We start from the raw sequence: 19326 nt of genomic DNA, 5'->3' as shown, positions 1-19326 counted from the left end.
AACCCGTCCAACGTCCGTGACGACGGCCGACGCCCTTCTGAGTAGGACGGGATGGGCGAATATATGCACCTGATTTGTGTTCTGGTAAACAGAAATATTTTTTATTTTGGGGCTTGACACGATTTCCGTAAATCAGAACTGCTTTGCCCGTCGGGTTGATTTGTCGCACGTTACCTGCCGTCAGCGCGATATGGCACGGCGCAATGAGCGGCATTCAACGGCGAGTTCTCCAACGTCACCCGCTCCTACGCCGGCCAAGGGCGTCGTGCGCTACGCGCCGTGATGAACGTTCGAATGTTCTGCGAAGGCTAGATCATCCGGCATGCGACACGTGATCACAATTTGCGAAGCTCGTCTTCCACAACAAGGGCCAAAAAATCACCACGGTGACCTCTTGGATTATCCAATCCCGGAAAGCCGTTATTGTTCAACCGGCCCTCGCCTGGCCACCCGATCGGCCGCGATGGTGCACGCTAAGGGTTTCCCGATGTATCGCGGTTTTGTTCGACCGCCATTATCGCCACGTTGGTAAGCCGCATGCGACTGCGTACACCTGCGCGCCAGGCGTCCGCGATGGCGTTTGCGGCCACGGTCTGCGTCTCCCGGAATTCGACGGCCTGGTCGGTGCGAATGAGATAGTCCATCGCGATATTGAGCGCGTCATCCATCACATTGTCGAATTCGCCAAACTGCCAAGGGTACATGGGACGAACCTGAACCGGAGATACCCTCATTCTTGAAGGTCACCACGCGTCGTGCCGGACGCCGGACTGTCGATCTTCTCCAGCCTTTCGGCGTCGGCGTCGTACTGTTTGGACAAGTTTTTCAGTTTCACCGAGGCCGCGAAGTCGCTGATCGTCAGCGCGAGGCGGGCTGCTCGTCGGGCCTGGTCTCTGAGATCTTCGCTTTGCTTGCTCATCTGAGCTTACCCCGCGAGTCCGCTAACCGACACAAGTGTCATTCGTTCCGGAGCGGCCGCATCTTCTGTTTTTGGGGAGCGAAAACCGGTACCCAAGGAAACGGCCCCAGTGGGAGGGGGCTAATGGCTGGGGCCGTCATTCCGCATCGGACGCAAATCAGCGGTAATCGCCCGATGGATTGAATCAAGTTGCATCGGAAATGTTGGTTCCACATCACGGCGGCTTGTTTTGTTTCTGGGAACACCGCCCGTCCCCCTCCGGTTCGCGGGGCAGCAAGATTGATGCTGCCATGTGGACCTCGCTACTGGCGCTCTCCGCCGCCGGCATTGTCCTCGCGGCAATCGTGGTCGTTGGCCTGTTCCGGCTTGCGGCCTTGAAGCGGCCCGTCGACCTGAAGGCCCCTCCCAAGCGGACGAATGGGCCTGCACGAACTGCAGACACCCAAATAGGTCAGCCGCCCTGCTGGATTCCATCGACCTTCGGGTTCCATCTACCGCGCGGTTTCCCGCGCGCTGTTGCGCCGATGCGACAATTGATTAATCGATCTCATGCTACCTCTCGGACGGCTCGGGCCGCACGTGACGTGCGATTTCTTGGTTTGTGACTCGCAGGGGAGCACCATGGAATGAACCGTTGCTTGCGTTCACTGTCCTGTCTTCTCGCCGCAACCGCGCTCGCGCTGTTCGCACCCGAGGCGACGGCGCGGACCAATCCCAAACAGCAACCCGCCAAGAAAACGCACGATGCGAAGAAGCCGCACGATGCGAAGAAAACGCTCGATGCGAAAAAGGATGCTGGTCCGCAACGCAACGCCGCGGGCGAAAAGCGCCGCCACGCGAAACTTGCGAAGAACGCGAAACATACCGATGCGCAGAAGAAGTCAAAGCGAGTAAAGGACGCCCCTGCTCCCAAGGAAACTGCCAAGGAAACCGCCAAAGAGGCCGCTCCAGCGCTGACCGGCGATCTGGCACTGGTGAAGGAAGCAATCAATCTCGCGCGCAAGGCGAAGACCGACGAGGCGACCGCGACGCGCAACAGGATCGCCGATCCGGCCGCCCAAAAGCTCGTCGAATGGTTCATCCTGCGCCACTCCGAGACCACGGCGAATTTCGGCCGCTATGCCGCCTTCATCGCCGCCAATCCGGAATGGCCGAGCGCGGCGCAGCTGCGCCGGCGGGTGGAAGCGCGGCTGTGGCAGGAGCGCGCCGATGGGGCCAAGGTGCGCGGCTTCACCGGAGAGGCGCCTATCAGCGCCAGGGGCAAACTGGCGCTCGCGCGCGTCAAGCTCAGTGAAGGCGATCGCGACGGCGCGGGCCGGCTGGCGCGCGACGCGTGGCGATCGGACGAATTGTCGGAACGCGTCGAACCCGACGTGCTGGAGCTGTTCCGCGACCTCCTCACCCGCGACGACCACCGCGCGCGCATGGACAAACGCATCGGCGCCAAGGATCTCGCAGGCGCGAAGCGCGCCGCAAAACTCCTCGGCGACGACGACCTGGCGATCGTAAAGGCCTGTGCCGCGGTCAGGGGCAAATCGAACAAGGCCAAGGATGCGCTCGACGACGTCCCGGCCGAGGCGCGCGCCGATCTTGGCTACACGCTGTGCCGGATCCAGTGGATGCTCGCCGAGAAGCGCATTGATGACGCGGCCCGTCTGATGCTGGCGGCGCGGCCCGAGACGATGGCGCTGCAGGACACCGATCAATGGTGGCGCGAGCGGCGCTCGCTCGCCCGCAAGCTGCTCGATGAAGGCAAATTCCTGACCGCCTACCAGGTCATCCAGCCCGCGGCCGCGCCTGCCAACGAGTACTACCGGTCCGATTACCACTTCATGTGCGGCTGGATCGCCCTGCGCTATCTCGATGAACCCATTAGCGCGCGCGAGCATTTCGCCCGCATCGACGAGGGCCAGGCCAATCCAACCGTGCTGTCGCGGGCGAATTACTGGCGCGGGCGGGCCGCCGAAACCCTTGGCAACAACGACATGATGCGCGCAAGCTATGACGCAGCCGCACGCTACCCGACCGCCTATTACGGCCAGCTCGCGCACGCAAAACTTGGCCGCGACAAGATCGAATTGCGCCCGCCCTCACCGGCTCTCGCATCGGCCGACGCTTCGAGCATCGACGAACGCGTTCGCGCCGCCGACATGCTGTACGAAATCGGCGAGCGCGACGTCGTGCTCTATTTCGTTACCGATCTCGGCGAACAGAGCTCCGACGTCACCCTGCTCGAAGCGCTCGGCGAACTCACCGGCCGCCGCAACGATGCCCGCGCGATGCTGCAGATCGGAAAACCCTCGCTCGGCCGCGGGCTGGCGCTCGACCATTACGCGTTCCCGACCATCGGAATTCCGCCGCACAAGCAGATCGCGCCCGAAATCGAGCACAGCATGATCTATTCGGTGGCGCGCACCGAGAGCGCGTTCGACCAGCGCGACAAGTCTCACGCCAATGCGGTCGGGTTGATGCAGATCACCCCGGAGGCCGGACGCGATACCGCCAAGCGCTTTGGCGTCAAATATGATTGGGACCGGATGGTTTCCGATCCCGTCTACAACACGCAAATGGGCGCCGGCGAACTCAGCGCGCTGCTCAGCGAGTACAAGGGCTCCCACATCATGACCTTCGCCGGCTACAACGCCGGCCGCGGCCGGGTGCGGGACTGGCTCAAGGCGTATGGCGATCCGCGCGACCCCAAGGTCGATCCGGTCGACTGGGTCGAGCGCATTCCGTTCTCCGAGACGCGAAACTATGTCCAGCGCGTGATCGAGAATCTGGCGGTCTACCGCGTCCGCTTCGACAGCGGCAGGGCGATGGCGGCAAAGACCGGCGAGCGCGTCGTGACGCAGGAGAGCAATGCGGCGCCGTCAGCAGTGGCGGCGACACCGGCGCAATGACCTTCCGTCGTCCCGGCGAACGCCGGGACCCATACGCCGCGGCTGGTGTTGTTGGAAAAGAAAGATAACGGCCAGCGCGCACAACAATTGCAGCCGGTGGCTATGGGTCCCGGCGTTCGCCGGGACGACAACGGTGCTCAATCCACCTTCACATTCGCGGCCTTGATCATCGGCCACCATTTTGCGATTTCCGCCTGCTGCCAGGCGCCGAGCGCTTCGGGCGTCAGCTTGTCCTTCGGCGTCATTTGCAGGCCGAGGTTTTCGAGCTGCTTGCGCACCGCCGGATCGTTCAATGCCTCGACGGCGGCGGCATTCAGCCTGGTCACGATTTCCTTCGGCGTACCCTTCGGTACCCACAAGCCCGACCACAGCGTCATGTGAAACCCGCCCAGGCCCGCCTCTTCGGCGGTCGGGATGTCGGAGGCGGATTCCGAGCGCTTGGTATCGGTGACGGCGTAGCCTCGGATGTTTCCGGCGCGCACCTGGTTGATCGAATTGGAGAGCTGATCGACGATCATATCGATCTGCCCGGCGACGAGATCGTTCATGGCAGGCCCGGTGCCGCGATACGGCACATATTGCAGCTTGATGCCGGTGACGTTCTCGAAATAGAGCCCGGCGATGTGACTGCCCGATCCGGCGCCGGCGGTGCCGGTCGCCGCCGGCTCAGGCCTCGCCTTGAGCCACGCCAGCAATTCGCTCAGCGATTTCGCGGGCACCGCATTCTTGCTGACGACGATCATGGTGTTGCTCGGCAGCAGCACGACCGGTTCAAGATCGGTGACGAGGTCGTAGCCGAGCTTGTAGATTGCGCCGTTGGCCACGTGGGTGCCGAGATGGCCGAAGCTGATGGTGTAGCCGTCAGGGGCTGATCGTACCACGCGGCCGACGCCGATCGAACCGGCGGCGCCGGTGACATTCTCGATCTGGACGACCTCGCCGAGCGTCGTCTTCATGCGCTCGGCCAGGATTCGCGCCATCACGTCCGACGGACCGCCGGCGGAGAACGGCACGATGATGGTGATGGGACGCGAGGGAAAATTCTGCGCGACCGCGGCGCCGCCGAACGCCAACACCGCAAGTGCCGTCAGAAATAATCTTCGCATCAACCCCTCCCTAAAAACGACCATTGTCGTCATTGCGAGGAGCGAAGCGACGAAGCAATCCATGCTTCTGATGCCGCGCTATGGATTGCTTCGCTTCGCTCGCAATGACGATCTATAGTTTCGCACGGCCTAGAATTGCGCGTAGTCGATCGGCTGATGACGATCGAGCGTGCGCGTGACCGGCGGCAACGGATACTTAAGCCCTGTCGCACAATTGAACAGCATCACACGATCATTTTTCGTGACGCGGCCGTCGGCAAGGCTTTGCTTGTACGCAGCATAGGTCGCAGCGCCCTCCGGACACAACAAAAAGCCTTCCTCGCGCGCGACTTCGCCCAGTGCAGCAGAAATCCTCTCGTCATCGACCGCAATGGCGAAACCTTTGCTCTCGCGGACCGCGCGCAGGATCAGAAAATCTCCGACCGCCTGCGGCACGCGAATACCCGATGCAATCGTGTGGGCGTCCTCCCAGCGCGGCGCGTGCTCGGTGCCGTTCTCGAAGGCGCGCACCATCGGCGCGCAGCCCGATGCCTGCACCGCCACCATGCGCGGGCGCTTTGAGCCGATGAAGCCGATGGCCTCGAGTTCGGCGAACGCCTTCCACATCCCGATCAGGCCGGTTCCGCCGCCGGTCGGATAGAAGATCACGTCGGGCACTTCCCAGCCGAGCTGTTCGGCGAGCTCCAGCCCCATCGTCTTCTTGCCTTCGATCCGGTATGGCTCCTTCAGGGTCGAAGTGTCGAACCAGCCCGCCTTGGCCTTGCCTTCGCCGACGATCTTGCCGCAGTCGTCAATCAGGCCGTTGACCCGATAGACCGTGGCGCCCTGCAGCTCGATCTCGCTGACATTCACCTCCGGCGTATCGGCCGGGCAGAAGATCGTGGTCTTGATGCCGCAGGAGGTGGCGTAGGCGGCGAGCGCCGCGCCCGCATTGCCGTTGGTCGGCATCGCCATGTGCTTGATGCCGAGCGCCTTGCCCATCGACACCGCCATCACAAGGCCACGGGCCTTGAACGAACCAGTGGGAAGACGGCCCTCGTCCTTGACGATGATCTCGCCGCCGCCGAGCTTTTTGCCGAGCTTCGGCAGCCGGATCAGCGGCGTCGTGACCTCGCCGAGGCTGACGATATCGCTGACCTTGCGCACCGGCAGCATCTCGCGGTAGCGCCACATGTCGGCCGGCCGCTGCGCCAGCGCGTCCTTGGTCAGCGCCGTCTTGACGCCGGCAAGATCGTAGCGCACCAGCAGCGGCTTGTTGGCTTTCGAGAGATTGTGGATCTGGTCGGCGGGATAATGATCGCCTTCCATCGCGCATTCGAGATGGGTCACGAACGTCGGACGTTCGATGGTCAGGTTGTCGTTGTCTTTCACGGGCTTTGTTCTTTCTTGTTCCGATTATCTCCCATCATTGCGAGGAGCGCAGCGACGAAGCAATCCATGGCGCCGCGAGCGGATAGATGGATTGCTTCGCTTCGCTCGCAATGACGCCGGCACTACATGTTCAGCACGCGGCCATAAGCATCGAGCACCGCTTCCTTCATCATTTCAGACAGCGTCGGATGCGGGAAGATCGTGTGCATCAGCTCTTCCTCCGTCGTCTCCAGATTCATCGCCACGACGTAACCCTGGATCAGTTCGGTGACCTCGGCGCCGATCATGTGGGCGCCGAGCAATTGTCCGGTCTTCTTGTCGAAGATCACCTTGACCAGGCCCTGGTCCTCGCCGAGCGCGATCGCCTTGCCGTTGCCGACGAACGGGAAACGCCCGACGCGGATTTCGCGGCCGCCCTCTTTCGCCTTCGCTTCGGTAAGTCCGACGGAGGCGACCTGCGGGTGGCAATAGGTGCAGCCGGGAATGAGGTTCTTGTCCATGGCGTGCGGATGCAGGCCCTTGATCGCCTCGATGCAGACCACGCCCTCATGCTCGGCCTTGTGCGCCAGCATCGGGGGGCCTGCGACGTCGCCGATGGCGTAGATGCCGGGTACGTTGGTCTTGCCATAGCCGTCGATCACCACGCAGCCGCGATCGGTTTTGACGCCGAGTTTTTCCAGACCGAGGTTTTCGATATTGCCGACGACGCCGACGGCCGAGATTACCCGGTCGACTTCGATGCTCTGCGGCTTGCCCTTGCCGTCGTCGATGGTGGCGATGACGCTGTCGCTCTTCTTCTCGAGTTTTGTGACTTTGGTATTGGTGAGGAGCTTGATGCCCTGCTTCTCGAACGCCTTGTGGGCGAACTTCGATATTTCGGCGTCTTCCACCGGCAGGATCTGCGGCAGCACTTCGACAACAGTCACTTCGGAGCCCATGGTGCGGAAGAACGAAGCGAACTCCATGCCGATCGCGCCGGAGCCGACCACCAGCAGCGACTTCGGCATCTTGTCCGGCACCATCGCCTCGAAATAGGTCCAGACCAGCTTCTTGTCGGGCTCCAGCCCCGGCAGCACGCGCGGCCGTGCGCCGGTCGCGACGATGATGTGCTTGGCCTGATAGGCGCCCTCGCCCAAGGTACCCTTCGGCGCCTCGACCGCGGATTTCTTCACCGTGACCTTGCCCGGCGCGTCGATCGAGGCGTCGCCCCAGATGATCGAAACCTTGTTCTTCTTCATCAGGAAGCCGACGCCGTCATTGAGGCGCTTTGAGACGCCGCGCGAGCGCTGCACCACGGCCTTGGGGTCGTAGGACACTTTTTCCACCGACAGGCCGTAATCCTTGGCGTGCTGCATGTAGTGGTAGATTTCCGCCGAGCGTAACAGCGCCTTGGTCGGGATGCAGCCCCAGTTCAGGCAGATGCCGCCAAGATAGGATTTTTCCACGATTGCGGTCTTGAAGCCGAGCTGGGCGGCGCGGATCGCCGTGACATAGCCGCCGGGGCCGGAGCCGATGATGATGACGTCGAAGGAAGTGTCGGCCATGCGCTCATTCTCATCATTCAACCGGACTATTCGCTTCCGTCATTGCGAGGAGCACTTGCGACGAAGCAATCCATGTTTCCGGCGGTGAAATGGATTGCTTCGCTGCGCTCGCAATGACGACGGTCACACCATCATCATCACAGGATTTTCGATCAGCATCTTGAAGGCGCCGATCAACTCCGCGCCGAGTGCGCCGTCGACGGCGCGGTGATCGCAGGACAGCGTCACGCTCATGATGTGAGCGGCTTCGATCTTGCCGCCCCGCACCACCGCGCGCTCCTCGCTGGTGCCGACCGCGAGGATGGTCGCGTGCGGCGGGTTGATCACGGCGGTGAAATCCTTGATGCCGAACATGCCGAGGTTGGACACCGCCGTGGTGCCGCCCTGGTATTCGTCGGGCTTCAGCTTGCGCGAGCGGGCGCGCGCGGCGAAATCCTTCATCTCGGCAGAGATGGTAGAGAGCGACTTGGTTTCGGCCTTGCGGATGATCGGCGTGATCAGGCCGCCCGGCATCGCCACGGCAACGCCGATGTCGGAATGCTTGTGCTTGAGCATGCCGCTTTCGGTCCAGCTCACGTTGCAATTCGGAATCCGCTGCAGCGCGATCGCCATCGCCTTGATGACGAAGTCGTTGACCGAGAGCTTGTAGAGCGGCTTCTTCTCCTTGTCCTTTGGCGCGGCGGCATTGATCTCCTCGCGCGCGGCGAGCAGTTTGCCGATGTCGCAGTCCATCGTCAGGTAGAAATGCGGCACGGTCTGCACCGACGCCGTCAGGCGCTGCGCAATGGTGCGGCGCATGCCGTCATGCGGCACGACTTCGTAGGAGCCCTCCTCGAACAGCGCGAGGATCTGCTTGTCCGACATCGACGGCGCGACCGAGGGTCCGGCGGCGGGGGCCGCGGCTGGCGCCTTGAGGCCCTTACCGGATTTGGCGTCCGCGACGTCGCGCGCGACGATGCGGCCGTGCGGACCCGAGCCGTTGATCCGCCCGAGTTCGATGCCGGCTTCTTTTGCCAAACGCCGGGCGAGCGGTGACGAGAACACCCGGGCGTGGCCATTGGCTTGAGGAGTTGCGGCTTGCGGGGCGGAAGCCGCCGCCGGCGCGGCAGCCTGCGTCGGCCCGGTTGCTGCGGGCTTCGGCGCGGGCGCGGCGGCAGGCGCCGGTGCGGCTGCGGCAGGTGCCGCAGCGGGCGCAGGTGCAGCTTTTGCTGCCGGCGCAGACGCGGCTCCGGCCGCCTTCACGTCCTCGCCATCGCCGGCCAGGACCGCGATGACATCGTTGACCGGAACGTCCTGCGTGCCTTCAGGCACCAGGATCTTGGCGATCGTGCCCTCATCGACGGCTTCGACTTCCATCGTCGCCTTGTCGGTCTCGATCTCAGCGATCACGTCGCCGGACTTGACCTTGTCGCCCTCTTTCTTGAGCCACTTGGCAAGGTTGCCCTTTTCCATCGTCGGCGACAGCGCGGGCATCAAAATGTTGATCGGCATTGTCAGTGACCCTGTTGCGACCGCAGCGTGGTGTTACCCACGTCAGTCGGCCGATTGATCTCGGCTTCGAACATTTCGACGATACGCGCCAGCGCCTCGTCCTCGGTGTGGCCGCTTTCGCGCGCATAGGCCCTCGCCGCATGGCGCGCGATGTCGACCAGCAGCAGGCCCCACATGTCCGGCTCCTCGAACGCTCGCTGGAACGCGATCGAGAGCCCGCCATCGACCACGAAGGCGCGCAGCACTTCGATCGCGTCGTCGCGACCGATGACGTCGGGCGGTAAGGGCTGCTCCTTGGGACCGGCCATCGGAGTCTACCGGTATGAAACGGCTTTGGCGGCGGCGACCACCTCGGCCACATTGGGCAATGCGAGCTTTTCCAAATTCGCCGCATAGGGCATCGGCACGTCCTTGCCCGACACCCGCGCCACCGGCGCATCCAGATAGTCGAAGGCGTGCTCCATGATGCGGGCGGCGATCTCGGCGCCGACACCGCTCTGCTGCCAGCCCTCCTCCACCGTTACCGCGCGGCCGGTCTTCTTGACCGAGGCGATGATCGTGTCGGTGTCCATCGGGCGCAGCGTGCGCAGGTCGATCACCTCGGCCTCGATGCCTTCTTTTGCCAACTCGTCGGCGGCCTTGAGCGCATAGCTCATGCCGTTCGACCAGGAGATCAGCGTGACATGGCCGCCGGAGCGGACGATGCGCGCCTTGCCGATCGGGATCACGTAGTCGTCGAGTTTCGGGACCTCGCCGGTGTGGCCGTACAGCATCTCGTTTTCGAGGAAGATCACCGGGTTGGGATCGCGGATCGCGGCTTTCAGCAAGCCCTTGTAGTCAGCGGCCGAGAACGGCGCGACCACTTTCAATCCCGGAATCTGCGAGTACCAGGCCGAATAATCCTGGCTGTGCTGGGCGGCGACGCGGGACGCCGCGCCGTTCGGTCCGCGGAACACGATCGAGCAGCCCATCTGGCCGCCCGACATGTACAGCGTCTTGGCCGCCGAATTGATGATCTGGTCGATCGCCTGCATCGCGAAATTGAACGTCATGAATTCAACGATCGGCTTCAGGCCGGACATCGCCGCGCCAACGCCGACGCCGGCAAAACCATGCTCGGTGATCGGCGTATCGATCACGCGCTTGGCGCCGAATTCCTGCAGCAGGCCCTGCGTCACCTTGTAGGCGCCCTGATATTCGGCGACCTCTTCGCCCATGATGAACACGTCGGGGTCGCGCCGCATCTCTTCGGCCATGGCGTCGCGCAGCGCTTCGCGGATGGTCTGGGAGATCATCTCGGTGCCCTCAGGCACTTCCGGATCGGGCTCGGCCACGGCAACGGGTGCCGCGGTCGCCTTCGGCGCCGAGATCATCGGCTTGCCTTCGCCGACCGGCGAACGGGACTCCTCGACTTCCTTCGCGACACTGGGCGCGGGAGCTGGTGCCGCGGCCTTGCCGAGATCGGCGGCGCTTTCGCCGTCAGCCAAAATGGTCGCGATCGGCGTGTTGACCGCGACGTCGTTGGTGCCTTCCGGGATCAATATCTTGCCGAGCGTGCCCTCATCGGTCGCCTCGACTTCCATCGTCGCCTTGTCGGTTTCGATCTCGGCGATGACATCGCCCGACTTGATCGTCTCGCCTTCCTTCTTCAGCCATTTGGCAAGGTTGCCCTTCTCCATGGTTGGCGAAAGCGCAGGCATCAATACTTGAATGGGCATATCAGCTCCCGGGATCACTCTTTAGTTTTGTTCTGCGCTACGTCGTTGGACGCGTATCAACGATAGACGTCGGTCCAGAGCTCCGACGCATCGGGCTCGGGATCGTGCTGGGCGAAATCCGCCGACTCATTGACGATCTCGCGCACTTCGGCGTCGATGGCCTTCAATTCCTGCTCGGTGACCTTGGCCGCCAGCAGGCGATTGCGCACCTGCTCGATCGGATCCTGGTCGTGGCGGACCTTTTCGACCTCCTCGCGGGTCCGGTACTTCGCCGGATCCGACATCGAATGGCCGCGGTAGCGATAGGTCTGCATTTCCAGGATGAACGGCCCCTTGCCGGCGCGGCAATGGGCCACCGCCTTGTCGCCGGCGGCCTTCACCGCGCGCACGTCCATGCCATCGACCTGTTCGCCGGGGATGTTGAAGGAAATGCCGCGCTTGGAGAAATCGGTCTGGGCGGACGAGCGCGTCACCGACGTGCCCATGGCGTAGCGGTTGTTCTCGATGATGTAGATCACCGGCAGCTTCCACAGCTCCGCCATGTTGAAGCTCTCATAGACCTGCCCCTGGTTGGAGGCGCCGTCGCCGAAATAAGCGAGGCTGACGAAATCATTGCCGCGATAGCGGTTGGCGAAGGCCAAACCCGTTCCGAGCGAAACCTGGGCGCCGACGATGCCGTGGCCGCCGTAGAAATTCTGCTCCTTGCTGAACATGTGCATGGAGCCGCCCTTGCCCTTGGAATAGCCGCCCTGGCGTCCGGTCAGTTCGGCCATCACGCCCTTGGCTTCCATCCCGCAGGCCAGCATATGCCCGTGGTCGCGGTATCCGGTTATGACCTGATCGCCTTTTTTCAAGGCCATCTGCATGCCGACCACGATGGCTTCCTGGCCGATATAGAGATGGCAGAAGCCGCCGATCGCGCCCATGCCGTAGAGCTGCCCGGCCTTTTCCTCGAAACGGCGGATCAGCAGCATGTCCCGAAGGGCTGCCAGTTCCTGTGCCTTGGTGAATTCCGGTGGGGCGGCGAAGCCCTTCTGTTGACCCTTCTCTTTCCCATTTTCCTGCCCTGCTTCCTTGGTGACGGTTTTTTTGGGTACGGCCATGGCAATTCCGGATGAGAGAGAAGATCAGCCTCTCTAACCCAACTCAAACCGCCGTGAAAGGATTGCGTGCGCTGGAGAAAATATTGCTATGCCGCAGTGCAACGCGGCGCGACATTTTTGTAATCGATATCGCGAGATTTTGAAATTTGCGGAATCCGGTCGGCCGTCATCCCGGCGTAACAGTCGGGGCGCGCGAGCGGCAAGCAGCCTGCAAATACCCTGAAAGCTAGTTCGGCTTGAGGACCTTGATCAGGTCGCGGGGGTTGGCGTAGTCGAGCTGGAAGCGTGCGCGCTCGTCCAGCATGTCAGGGTCGACCCGGTCCGAGCGGAGCAGCGAAACGCGCTGCTCACCCTGGGCCCGTTCCCGCTTCAGCCGCGCCAATTCGGACGTCAGCGCGATGATCTCCTGATCGAGCTCCTGCCGCGCGTTGAGCCCGTATTTGCCGGTATAGGCGTTGACGCCGAAATAGCCGACCATCAGCGCCGCCATCGTGTAGAGGGCGAGCCCGGTCAGTATCGATTTCAGTCGGGTGCGGGAGACCATGACGCCAAGATGCGACGGTCAGGTTAATTGAATCCTAAGATGACGGAAACTGGGTGTCTCCGACACCCCGTCATTGCGAGCGCAGCGAAGCAATCCATAGCACGGCATAACGGATAGATGGATTGCTTCGCTTCGCTCGCAATGACGCTGAGGGTTCGGCTTAGCGGTTCTGCTTTTCGATAAAGGCCGCGAATGCATCGATATACTGTTGCAGCGTCTTCTGCAGGGCTTCCTTGGTGAGCGCGCCCTTGTCGTCGAAGGCGTCGCCGACGCCATTCAGGTAGATCTCGGGCTGGCCCAGAATCGGACCGGAGATGCCCGGCAGGATGTTCTGCAGATGCTTGGCCGCGCTGACGCCGCCGAGCGCTCCCGGCGAGTTGCTGACAATGCCGACCGGCTTGCCGAGGAACGAGCTCTTGCCATAGGGGCGCGAGCCGACGTCGATGGCGTTCTTCAGGACGCCTGGGATAGAACGATTATATTCCGGCGTCACGAACAGCACGCCGTTCGACTTCTGCAGTTTTTCGCGGAACGCGAGCCAGTCGGCCGGCGGGGCGGCTTCCAGATCCTGGTTGAAGAAGGAGATCCCCTCCAGCGTGGTGACGTCGAGCTTCAGCGAGGCCGGCGCGAGCTTGGCCAGGGCATTGGCGATCTTGAGAGAAAAGCTCTCCTTGCGGAGCGAGCCGACGATGGTGACGATCGTGTGAGCCATTGGAATTCCCTTTTGAAGCTGAAGCGCCGGCGCTCACTTACGCCACATCGGCACAAGGATGCAAGTGCATGAAATGAGCAATTCTGGAAACGCAGCGTTTGCGTAACTGAGGCTAAGTAAAACAGGCCGCCCATACGGACGGCCTGTTTGTCTCTTTGCTGGCGGGAGCCTTATCAGCCCTTGTTCGGATTGATCAGGAATTTCTCGCCGGTGGCGCGCTTGTTGTAGACGTCGATATTGGCAATATCGAGCGTCTCCTGCAACGACACCACCTTGGTGTAGTGGCTGGCGAACGTGGTCTTGAGTTCGGAGGCGACGCGCTGGCGCAGTTTGCCGATGTCGGCCGGCCCGATCTTCTGCAGGAACGGCGTGAGCAGCCAGCCACCGACCGCCCAGGTCAAGCCGAACGCGCGGCTCAACTCGGTCGGAGCGGTGTTGAGGCTGCCGTAGATATAGACCTGCTTAAATACATTCGAGCCGTAGCGGCTGTATTCCTTGGCGGTCTTGTTGGCCGCCGCCTCCATGCAAGTGAGGATCTGGCCCGCAAGCTTGCCGCCGCCGATGGCATCGAAGGCGATCGTGGCGCCGGTCTCCACCAGCGCATTGGTGAGATCGTCCATGAAGCCGTCGGCGGTGGAATCGACGACATATTTGGCGCCGATCTTGTGCAGGATATCGGCCTGCTCCTTGCTGCGCACGATGTTGACGAGGCCGATGCCGTCCTTGATGCAGATCTTGTTGAGCATCTGGCCGAGGTTCGAGGCGGCTGCGGTATGCACCAGCGCCTTGTGATTTTCGCGCCGCATGGTCTCGGTCATGCCGAGCGCGGTCAGCGGATTGACGAACCAGGACGCGCCGTCGGCGGCGGTGGTGCCGGCGGGAAGCTCCATCACGTCCCTCACCTTCATGGTGCGGAATTGCGAATACATCGCGCCGCCGATGATCGAGACCGTCTTGCCCATCAGCGCCTTGGCGGCATCGGATGATCCGGTCCGGATCACGGTGCCGGCGCCCTCATTGCCGACCGGCAGCGACTGATCGAGCCGCGCCCCCATCATCCGCATCACCGCTTCCGGCATCTTCGCGGTGACCACGGGCTGGTCCTTGGTGCCCGAGACCTTGGCCGTCGACATGTCGGCGGGGCCGATCAGAAGCCCGAGATCGGACGGATTGATCGGCGAGGCCTCGACGCGAACCACGACTTCATCGTCGGCCGGTTCTGGAGTCGGGACGCTGGCCAGCGATAGCTCGAGTTCACCGCTCTTCTTCAATAGCGAACGAAGTTGCAGCCCGGTCTTGCCGTCACTCATACTTGTTTCCTCCCTGCCGGCGGTTAGGCAACCTGTTGCCGATCCGCGCTTGGTGTCAGCGATATGGTCGCGGCCGGCGGTGATGTCCACCGGTATCGGCAATTTCAATCAAATTGCGCAGCGAAGAACGCCCGAACCAGGGTCGGCCGGCGCGTTGCACTCCGGCAACAGTTCCCGGAAACCGTGCTGTGACAACCGTTTCCGCCCTTGCACGCCCACATTGTGAGCCGAAACATTGGCGGTGTCGCGTGCTTAGCTGTGAACTGACTCGAGCCTCGGAGGCTGGAATCATGAACCCGCGTCGGCTTGCCACCGAGATGTGGCCCACGCTCGTTTTCACGGGCGGACTTGTGGTGTGGTTTGCGGTCGTCGGCTTGACCGGCACCGAGAAGGTCAACGCGGTGCGCGTCGTGGACCGCCTCGCACCATCTCTTGCCGCCAACGCCGCCCTGATGGCCGCACCGCGGGCATCCGCGACGGGCCATCCAGCCGTTACGACAGGCAATCCGATCATCAAGAGTGCTGACACGGCAAAGGCCGCCGAACTTCTGGCGGAGGTGGCGATCGACGCCGCAGCTGCCCCGGACAAGCAGCAAACCATCGTCGTGGCCGCACTGGGCGATCCGGCGGAAGTTCTGCCGCCGGTAGTCCCGACCGTCCAGCGGCCAACCGCAAGCACGGCCAATCCGGAGGTGGCCGTCGCCGCCACAGCCGCCCCGGACAAACAGCAAACCATTGTCGTGGCCGCGCTGACCGATCCGGCGCAAACTCTGCCGCCGGTAGTCCCAACCGTCCAGGCGCCAATCGCAAGCACGGCCAACCCGGAAGTGGCCGTCGCAGCCACAGCCGCCCCGGACAAGCAGCAAACCATCGTCGTGGCCGCGCTCAGCGATCCGGCGGAAATTCTGCCGCCGGAAATCCCGACCATCGCGGCGCCAACCGCAGGCATGGCCGCCGCCGCAACGACGCCCGGCCGCGTCGAGCTTGTCGGCGAATGCCAGTTGGCAGAGGCCTGCATCGACCAGTTTCTGTGGGCGCTTTACCAGCGGACGCCCAAGGAGGACACCACCAAGGAGCGTGAGCTCAGGAAAGTGACGATCAAGAGGAAGGGCAAACTGGTGACGGTCACCAGAAGCTTTACCAAGCTCGTCGACAACGATTTCACCTGGAAGGATCCCAAGGCGGCGGAACGAGTCGGCATGCCGATGATGGACTACGTGATCGGCGGCATGGATCGCAGCTTCAAGATGAAGCTGTTTCATACGCTTTACGCCGCCGAGGCCGCCGGACTGAGACCCGGTATCACCAGCGCCTTCCGCGACGACTACCGTCAATCGATCGCAAGCGGCCTGAAGGCGGCGGCCAACCGGTCATTTCACGGCGGCAGTCTCCGCGGCGGCTATGGCCGCGGGCTTGCCGCCGATATCGTGAGCGTCAATGGCGTCAATCGCTCGCAGCGATGGGCTTCGACCGAAACGCTGTGGAAATGGGTCGATGCGAACGGAAAGCAGTTCGGGATCGGCCGACCGTATCTCGCCTTCGATCCACCGCATGTCGGCCCGATCGACGGCCCGGAATATGCGTCCCGCCGCGGCGGAACGAAGACGGCGGCCGCCGATGCGAAGAAACGCCAGAAACAAGTCGCTCAGGCCAAGCCCAGCAAGGCCAAGGCCAGCACGGCCAAGCGCCAGGTTGCCGCGAAACCGCCGGGCAGCAAACCATCCAGCCGGCTTGCTGCAGCGCGCTAGCTTTACGCCAGCGCCTTCAGCGCCGCCCGCCCCGCGTATTTCGCCTGCGCGCCCAATTGCTGCTCGATGCGCAGCAATTGATTGTACTTGGCGGTGCGGTCGGAGCGCGCCAAGGACCCGGTTTTGATCTGGCCGCAATTGGTGGCGACCGCGAGGTCGGCGATGGTGGAATCCTCGGTCTCGCCGGAACGGTGCGACATGACCGAGGTGTAGCCGTATTTGTGCGCCAGTTCGACGGCGGACAGCGTCTCGGTCAGCGTGCCGATCTGGTTGACCTTGATCAGGATCGAATTGGCGCGGCCGTTCTTGATGCCATCGGCGAGCCTTGTGACGTTGGTGACGAACAGATCGTCGCCGACCAGCTGGCACTTCTTGCCGACGAGGTCGGTCAATTCCTTCCAGCCGTCCATGTCGTCTTCCGACATGCCGTCCTCGATCGTGACGATCGGATAGCGCGCGACGAGGTCGGCGAGATATTTCGCCTGTTCGGAGCGCGAACGGGTCTTGTTCTCGCCGCCATAGACGTAATTGCCATCCTTGAAGAACTCGGTCGCGGCGCAATCGAGGCCGAGCATGACGTCGCTGCCCGCGCTGTAGCCGGCCTTGCCGATCGCGCTGACGACGAATTCGAGCGCGGCATCCGCCGACGGCAGGTTGGGCGCGAAACCGCCCTCGTCGCCGACATTGGTGTTGTGGCCGGCCTTCTTCAGCTCGCCCTTCAGGGTATGGAAGATTTCAGCGCCGCAGCGCAGCGCCTCGGCGAAACTCGCCGCTCCCACCGGGAGGATCATGAACTCCTGGAAGTCGATCGGGTTGTCGGCGTGCACGCCGCCATTGATGATGTTCATCATCGGCACCGGCAGAGTGCGCGCCGAGGTGCCGCCGACATAGCGATAGAGCGGCATGTCGAAGGATTCCGCGGCCGCCTTGGCGCAGGCCAAGGAAACGCCGAGGATGGCGTTGGCCCCTAACCGGCTCTTGTTGGGCGTGCCGTCGAGATCAATCATGACCTGGTCGATCTGGACTTGTTCTTCGACCGGACGGTCAGCGAGCGCCTCGAAGATTTCGCCGTTGATGGCCTCGACCGCCTTCTGCACACCCTTGCCGAGATAGCGCTTCTTGTCACCGTCCCGCAGTTCCACCGCCTCATGCGCGCCGGTGGACGCGCCCGAGGGCACCGCGGCGCGGCCGATCGAGCCGTCTTCCAGCACCACATCGACCTCAACGGTGGGATTGCCACGGCTATCGAGGATTTCGCGGCCGATGATGTCGATGATGGCGGTCATGTCTTGCACTTTCCTGGATGGTTCCGGGGCTGGATTTGGGCGCGTCTTACACGGCGCGCAAGCAAATGTGAACGCTTAGTCTGCCGGGTTCGCCTGACGGGCGGATGTGGTAGGACTATGCTGTTTCGAGGTTGATCTTCGCGTCCAAACCTTCTCGTTCAAGAACCGGGGTAACGCAATGAATCGCCGCCAGTTTCTCAAAACTTCCGCTGCCGGAATTTTAGCCACGCCTGCGCTTGCGCGCTTTGCGGATGCCCAGGAGAGCCCGTTCCGGGTCAAATATTATCCGGTCGCCGCAGGCATGGGCTCGCGCGACGTCACGCCGGCGCCCGATGGCACGATGTGGTTCTGCGGCCAGCGCAACGGCACGCTGGGCCGGCTCGATCCGCGCGACGGGTCGTACAAGCTGGTCGACCTCGGCAAGGGCGCCGCTCCCCATGGCGTCATCATCGGCCCCGATGGCGCGCCCTGGGTCACCGAAGGCGGGCAGAACGCCATCGCCCGCGTCGACCCCGGCGATCACAAGGTGACGCTGTTTCGCCTGCCCGAGAACGAGGCCTATGCCAACCTCAACACCGCGGTGTTCGACAAAAACGGCATCTACTGGTTCACCGGCCAGTCCGGCATCTATGGCCGGCTCGACCCGAAATCGGGCGACATGACGGTGTTCAAGTCGCCGCGCGGCCGCGGCACCTATGGCATGACCATCACGCCGAAGGGTGACATCTGGTACGCCTCGCTCGCCGGCAATCACATCGCGAAGATTGATCCGGCGACCGGCAATGCCACCGTGGTGGACCCGCCGACGCCCAATCAGGGCGCGCGGCGGGTGTGGTCGGATTCCAAGGGCCGGATCTGGGTCAGCGAATGGAACAGCGGCAACGTGTCGATGCACGATCCTTCTGATGGCTCCTGGAAGGCCTGGAAGCTGCCCGGCGACAACCCGCGCACCTATGCGGTCTATGTCGACGACAAGGACAAGGTGTGGCTTACCGATTTCGGCGCCAACGCGATCGTGCGCTTCGATCCCGTGACCGAGAAATTCAACGCGTTCCCGAGCGACAAGGCCGGCGCGAATGTGCGGCAGCTCGACGGCAAGCCTGGCGAGACCTGGGGCGGCGAGTCCGGCAATAACCGCCTGGTCGTGATCCAGACGGTCGCGCCTGCGTGAAATGGTACGCATTCCTGTTGCTGCTGCCGATGCTGGCTGCCGCCCCCGCCTCGGCGGACGAAAACGGCGCGCGGCTGTTCGCGCCATGCCGGGCCTGCCACAGCCTTGATCCCACTGAGCGCGGCCTGCCCGGCCCCAATCTTGCCGGCGTGGCCGGACGTGTGGTCGCGGGCGATCCGGCGTTCGACTATTCGCCGGTGCTGCGCAAGGCGCGCGATGATGGTTTGCGCTGGGATATGCCGCGTCTGGAAGCCTTCCTGGCCGATCCCGCCGAGATGTTTCCGGGGCTGTGGATGTCGATGCGCGGGATCGAAGATGCCACCGAGCGAACGGCACTGGTGCGCTTTCTCTCAGATCCCGCGTCGCGCTGACGGTTGACGGCCACCCCTGATGCGTCCATGTC

Annotated in this window: 18 protein-coding genes; 4 read left to right on the top strand and 14 right to left on the bottom strand. The window is 63.0% G+C overall.

What is annotated here, in order from left to right; genetic code table 11:
• The 3 genes from JQ629_RS32945 to JQ629_RS32935 form a co-directional block, all read right to left on the bottom strand.
• The coding region (locus JQ629_RS32945; protein WP_212416155.1) for a hypothetical protein at positions 1-214 on the bottom strand (214 nt) is incomplete at its 3' end.
• Positions 215-473: 259 nt separating this feature from the next.
• Complete coding sequence (locus tag JQ629_RS32940; RefSeq protein ID WP_212416154.1) at positions 474-704, bottom strand: hypothetical protein; 231 nt, start codon at positions 702-704, stop codon at positions 474-476.
• A gap of 26 nt (positions 705-730) precedes the next feature.
• Positions 731-919 carry a hypothetical protein gene (locus JQ629_RS32935; RefSeq protein WP_212416153.1) on the bottom strand — a complete coding sequence of 63 codons (189 nt, stop codon included), beginning with the start codon at positions 917-919 and terminating at the stop codon, positions 731-733.
• 626 nt (positions 920-1545) lie between these two features.
• Here JQ629_RS32935 and JQ629_RS32930 point away from each other — a divergent pair.
• On the top strand, positions 1546-3819 hold the full coding sequence (locus JQ629_RS32930) for a lytic transglycosylase domain-containing protein (protein ID WP_212416152.1): 2274 nt from the start codon (positions 1546-1548) through the stop codon (positions 3817-3819).
• 137 nt (positions 3820-3956) lie between these two features.
• Here JQ629_RS32930 and JQ629_RS32925 read toward each other — a convergent pair whose 3' ends face one another.
• The 10 genes from JQ629_RS32925 to JQ629_RS32880 all read right to left on the bottom strand — a co-directional run bounded on the left by JQ629_RS32925 (position 3957) and on the right by JQ629_RS32880 (position 14718).
• Complete coding sequence (locus JQ629_RS32925) at positions 3957-4925, bottom strand: tripartite tricarboxylate transporter substrate binding protein BugD (RefSeq protein WP_212416151.1); 969 nt, start codon at positions 4923-4925, stop codon at positions 3957-3959.
• 129 nt (positions 4926-5054) lie between these two features.
• The gene (locus JQ629_RS32920; RefSeq protein ID WP_212416150.1) at positions 5055-6296 is read right to left on the bottom strand and encodes a threonine synthase; all 1242 of its coding nucleotides are present in this window, start codon (positions 6294-6296) and stop codon (positions 5055-5057) included.
• A 122-nt stretch (positions 6297-6418) separates the two neighbouring features.
• Complete coding sequence (gene lpdA / locus JQ629_RS32915; RefSeq protein WP_212416149.1) at positions 6419-7840, bottom strand: dihydrolipoyl dehydrogenase; 1422 nt, start codon at positions 7838-7840, stop codon at positions 6419-6421.
• Positions 7841-7963: 123 nt separating this feature from the next.
• Positions 7964-9331: a pyruvate dehydrogenase complex dihydrolipoamide acetyltransferase gene (locus JQ629_RS32910; protein ID WP_212416148.1), complete on the bottom strand. Its 1368-nt coding sequence runs from the start codon at positions 9329-9331 to the stop codon at positions 7964-7966.
• A gap of 2 nt (positions 9332-9333) precedes the next feature.
• Positions 9334-9639, bottom strand: coding sequence for a DUF5076 domain-containing protein (locus JQ629_RS32905; RefSeq protein ID WP_192739539.1), 306 nt, complete (start codon positions 9637-9639; stop codon positions 9334-9336).
• 6 nt (positions 9640-9645) lie between these two features.
• Entirely contained in the window at positions 9646-11049 is a 1404-nt protein-coding gene (locus JQ629_RS32900; RefSeq protein ID WP_212416147.1) for a pyruvate dehydrogenase complex E1 component subunit beta, read from the bottom strand.
• A 56-nt stretch (positions 11050-11105) separates the two neighbouring features.
• Positions 11106-12152, bottom strand: a complete 1047-nt coding sequence (pdhA, locus tag JQ629_RS32895; protein WP_212416146.1) for a pyruvate dehydrogenase (acetyl-transferring) E1 component subunit alpha — start codon at positions 12150-12152, stop codon at positions 11106-11108.
• A gap of 226 nt (positions 12153-12378) precedes the next feature.
• Positions 12379-12696, bottom strand: a complete 318-nt coding sequence (locus tag JQ629_RS32890; RefSeq protein ID WP_192739542.1) for an FtsB family cell division protein — start codon at positions 12694-12696, stop codon at positions 12379-12381.
• A 160-nt stretch (positions 12697-12856) separates the two neighbouring features.
• Positions 12857-13408, bottom strand: coding sequence for an NADPH-dependent FMN reductase (locus tag JQ629_RS32885; protein ID WP_212416145.1), 552 nt, complete (start codon positions 13406-13408; stop codon positions 12857-12859).
• A gap of 173 nt (positions 13409-13581) precedes the next feature.
• A complete protein-coding gene (locus JQ629_RS32880) occupies positions 13582-14718 on the bottom strand; it encodes a zinc-binding dehydrogenase (RefSeq protein WP_212416144.1) in 1137 nt (378 codons plus the stop codon).
• A gap of 770 nt (positions 14719-15488) precedes the next feature.
• Here JQ629_RS32880 and JQ629_RS32875 point away from each other — a divergent pair.
• A complete protein-coding gene (locus JQ629_RS32875) occupies positions 15489-16466 on the top strand; it encodes a hypothetical protein (protein WP_502753588.1) in 978 nt (325 codons plus the stop codon).
• Positions 16467-16468: 2 nt separating this feature from the next.
• On the opposite strand, the gene eno is transcribed toward JQ629_RS32875, so the two are convergent.
• Complete coding sequence (gene eno, locus JQ629_RS32870) at positions 16469-17752, bottom strand: phosphopyruvate hydratase (RefSeq protein WP_212038308.1); 1284 nt, start codon at positions 17750-17752, stop codon at positions 16469-16471.
• A 178-nt stretch (positions 17753-17930) separates the two neighbouring features.
• Here eno and JQ629_RS32865 point away from each other — a divergent pair, with 178 nt between their 5' ends.
• A complete protein-coding gene (locus JQ629_RS32865) occupies positions 17931-18923 on the top strand; it encodes a Vgb family protein (RefSeq protein WP_212416143.1) in 993 nt (330 codons plus the stop codon).
• Complete coding sequence (locus JQ629_RS32860; RefSeq protein ID WP_212416142.1) at positions 18920-19294, top strand: c-type cytochrome; 375 nt, start codon at positions 18920-18922, stop codon at positions 19292-19294. Before JQ629_RS32865 ends, JQ629_RS32860 begins: the two co-directional genes overlap by 4 nt.
• The last annotated feature ends 32 nt before the right edge of the window (positions 19295-19326 follow it).

It is taken from the genome of Bradyrhizobium sp. AUGA SZCCT0222, from assembly GCF_018130205.1.
Classification (GTDB): Bacteria; Pseudomonadota; Alphaproteobacteria; order Rhizobiales; family Xanthobacteraceae; genus Bradyrhizobium.
The sequence above is the reverse complement of the archived record's forward strand: the minus strand, read 5'-3'. Positions and strand labels throughout refer to the sequence as shown.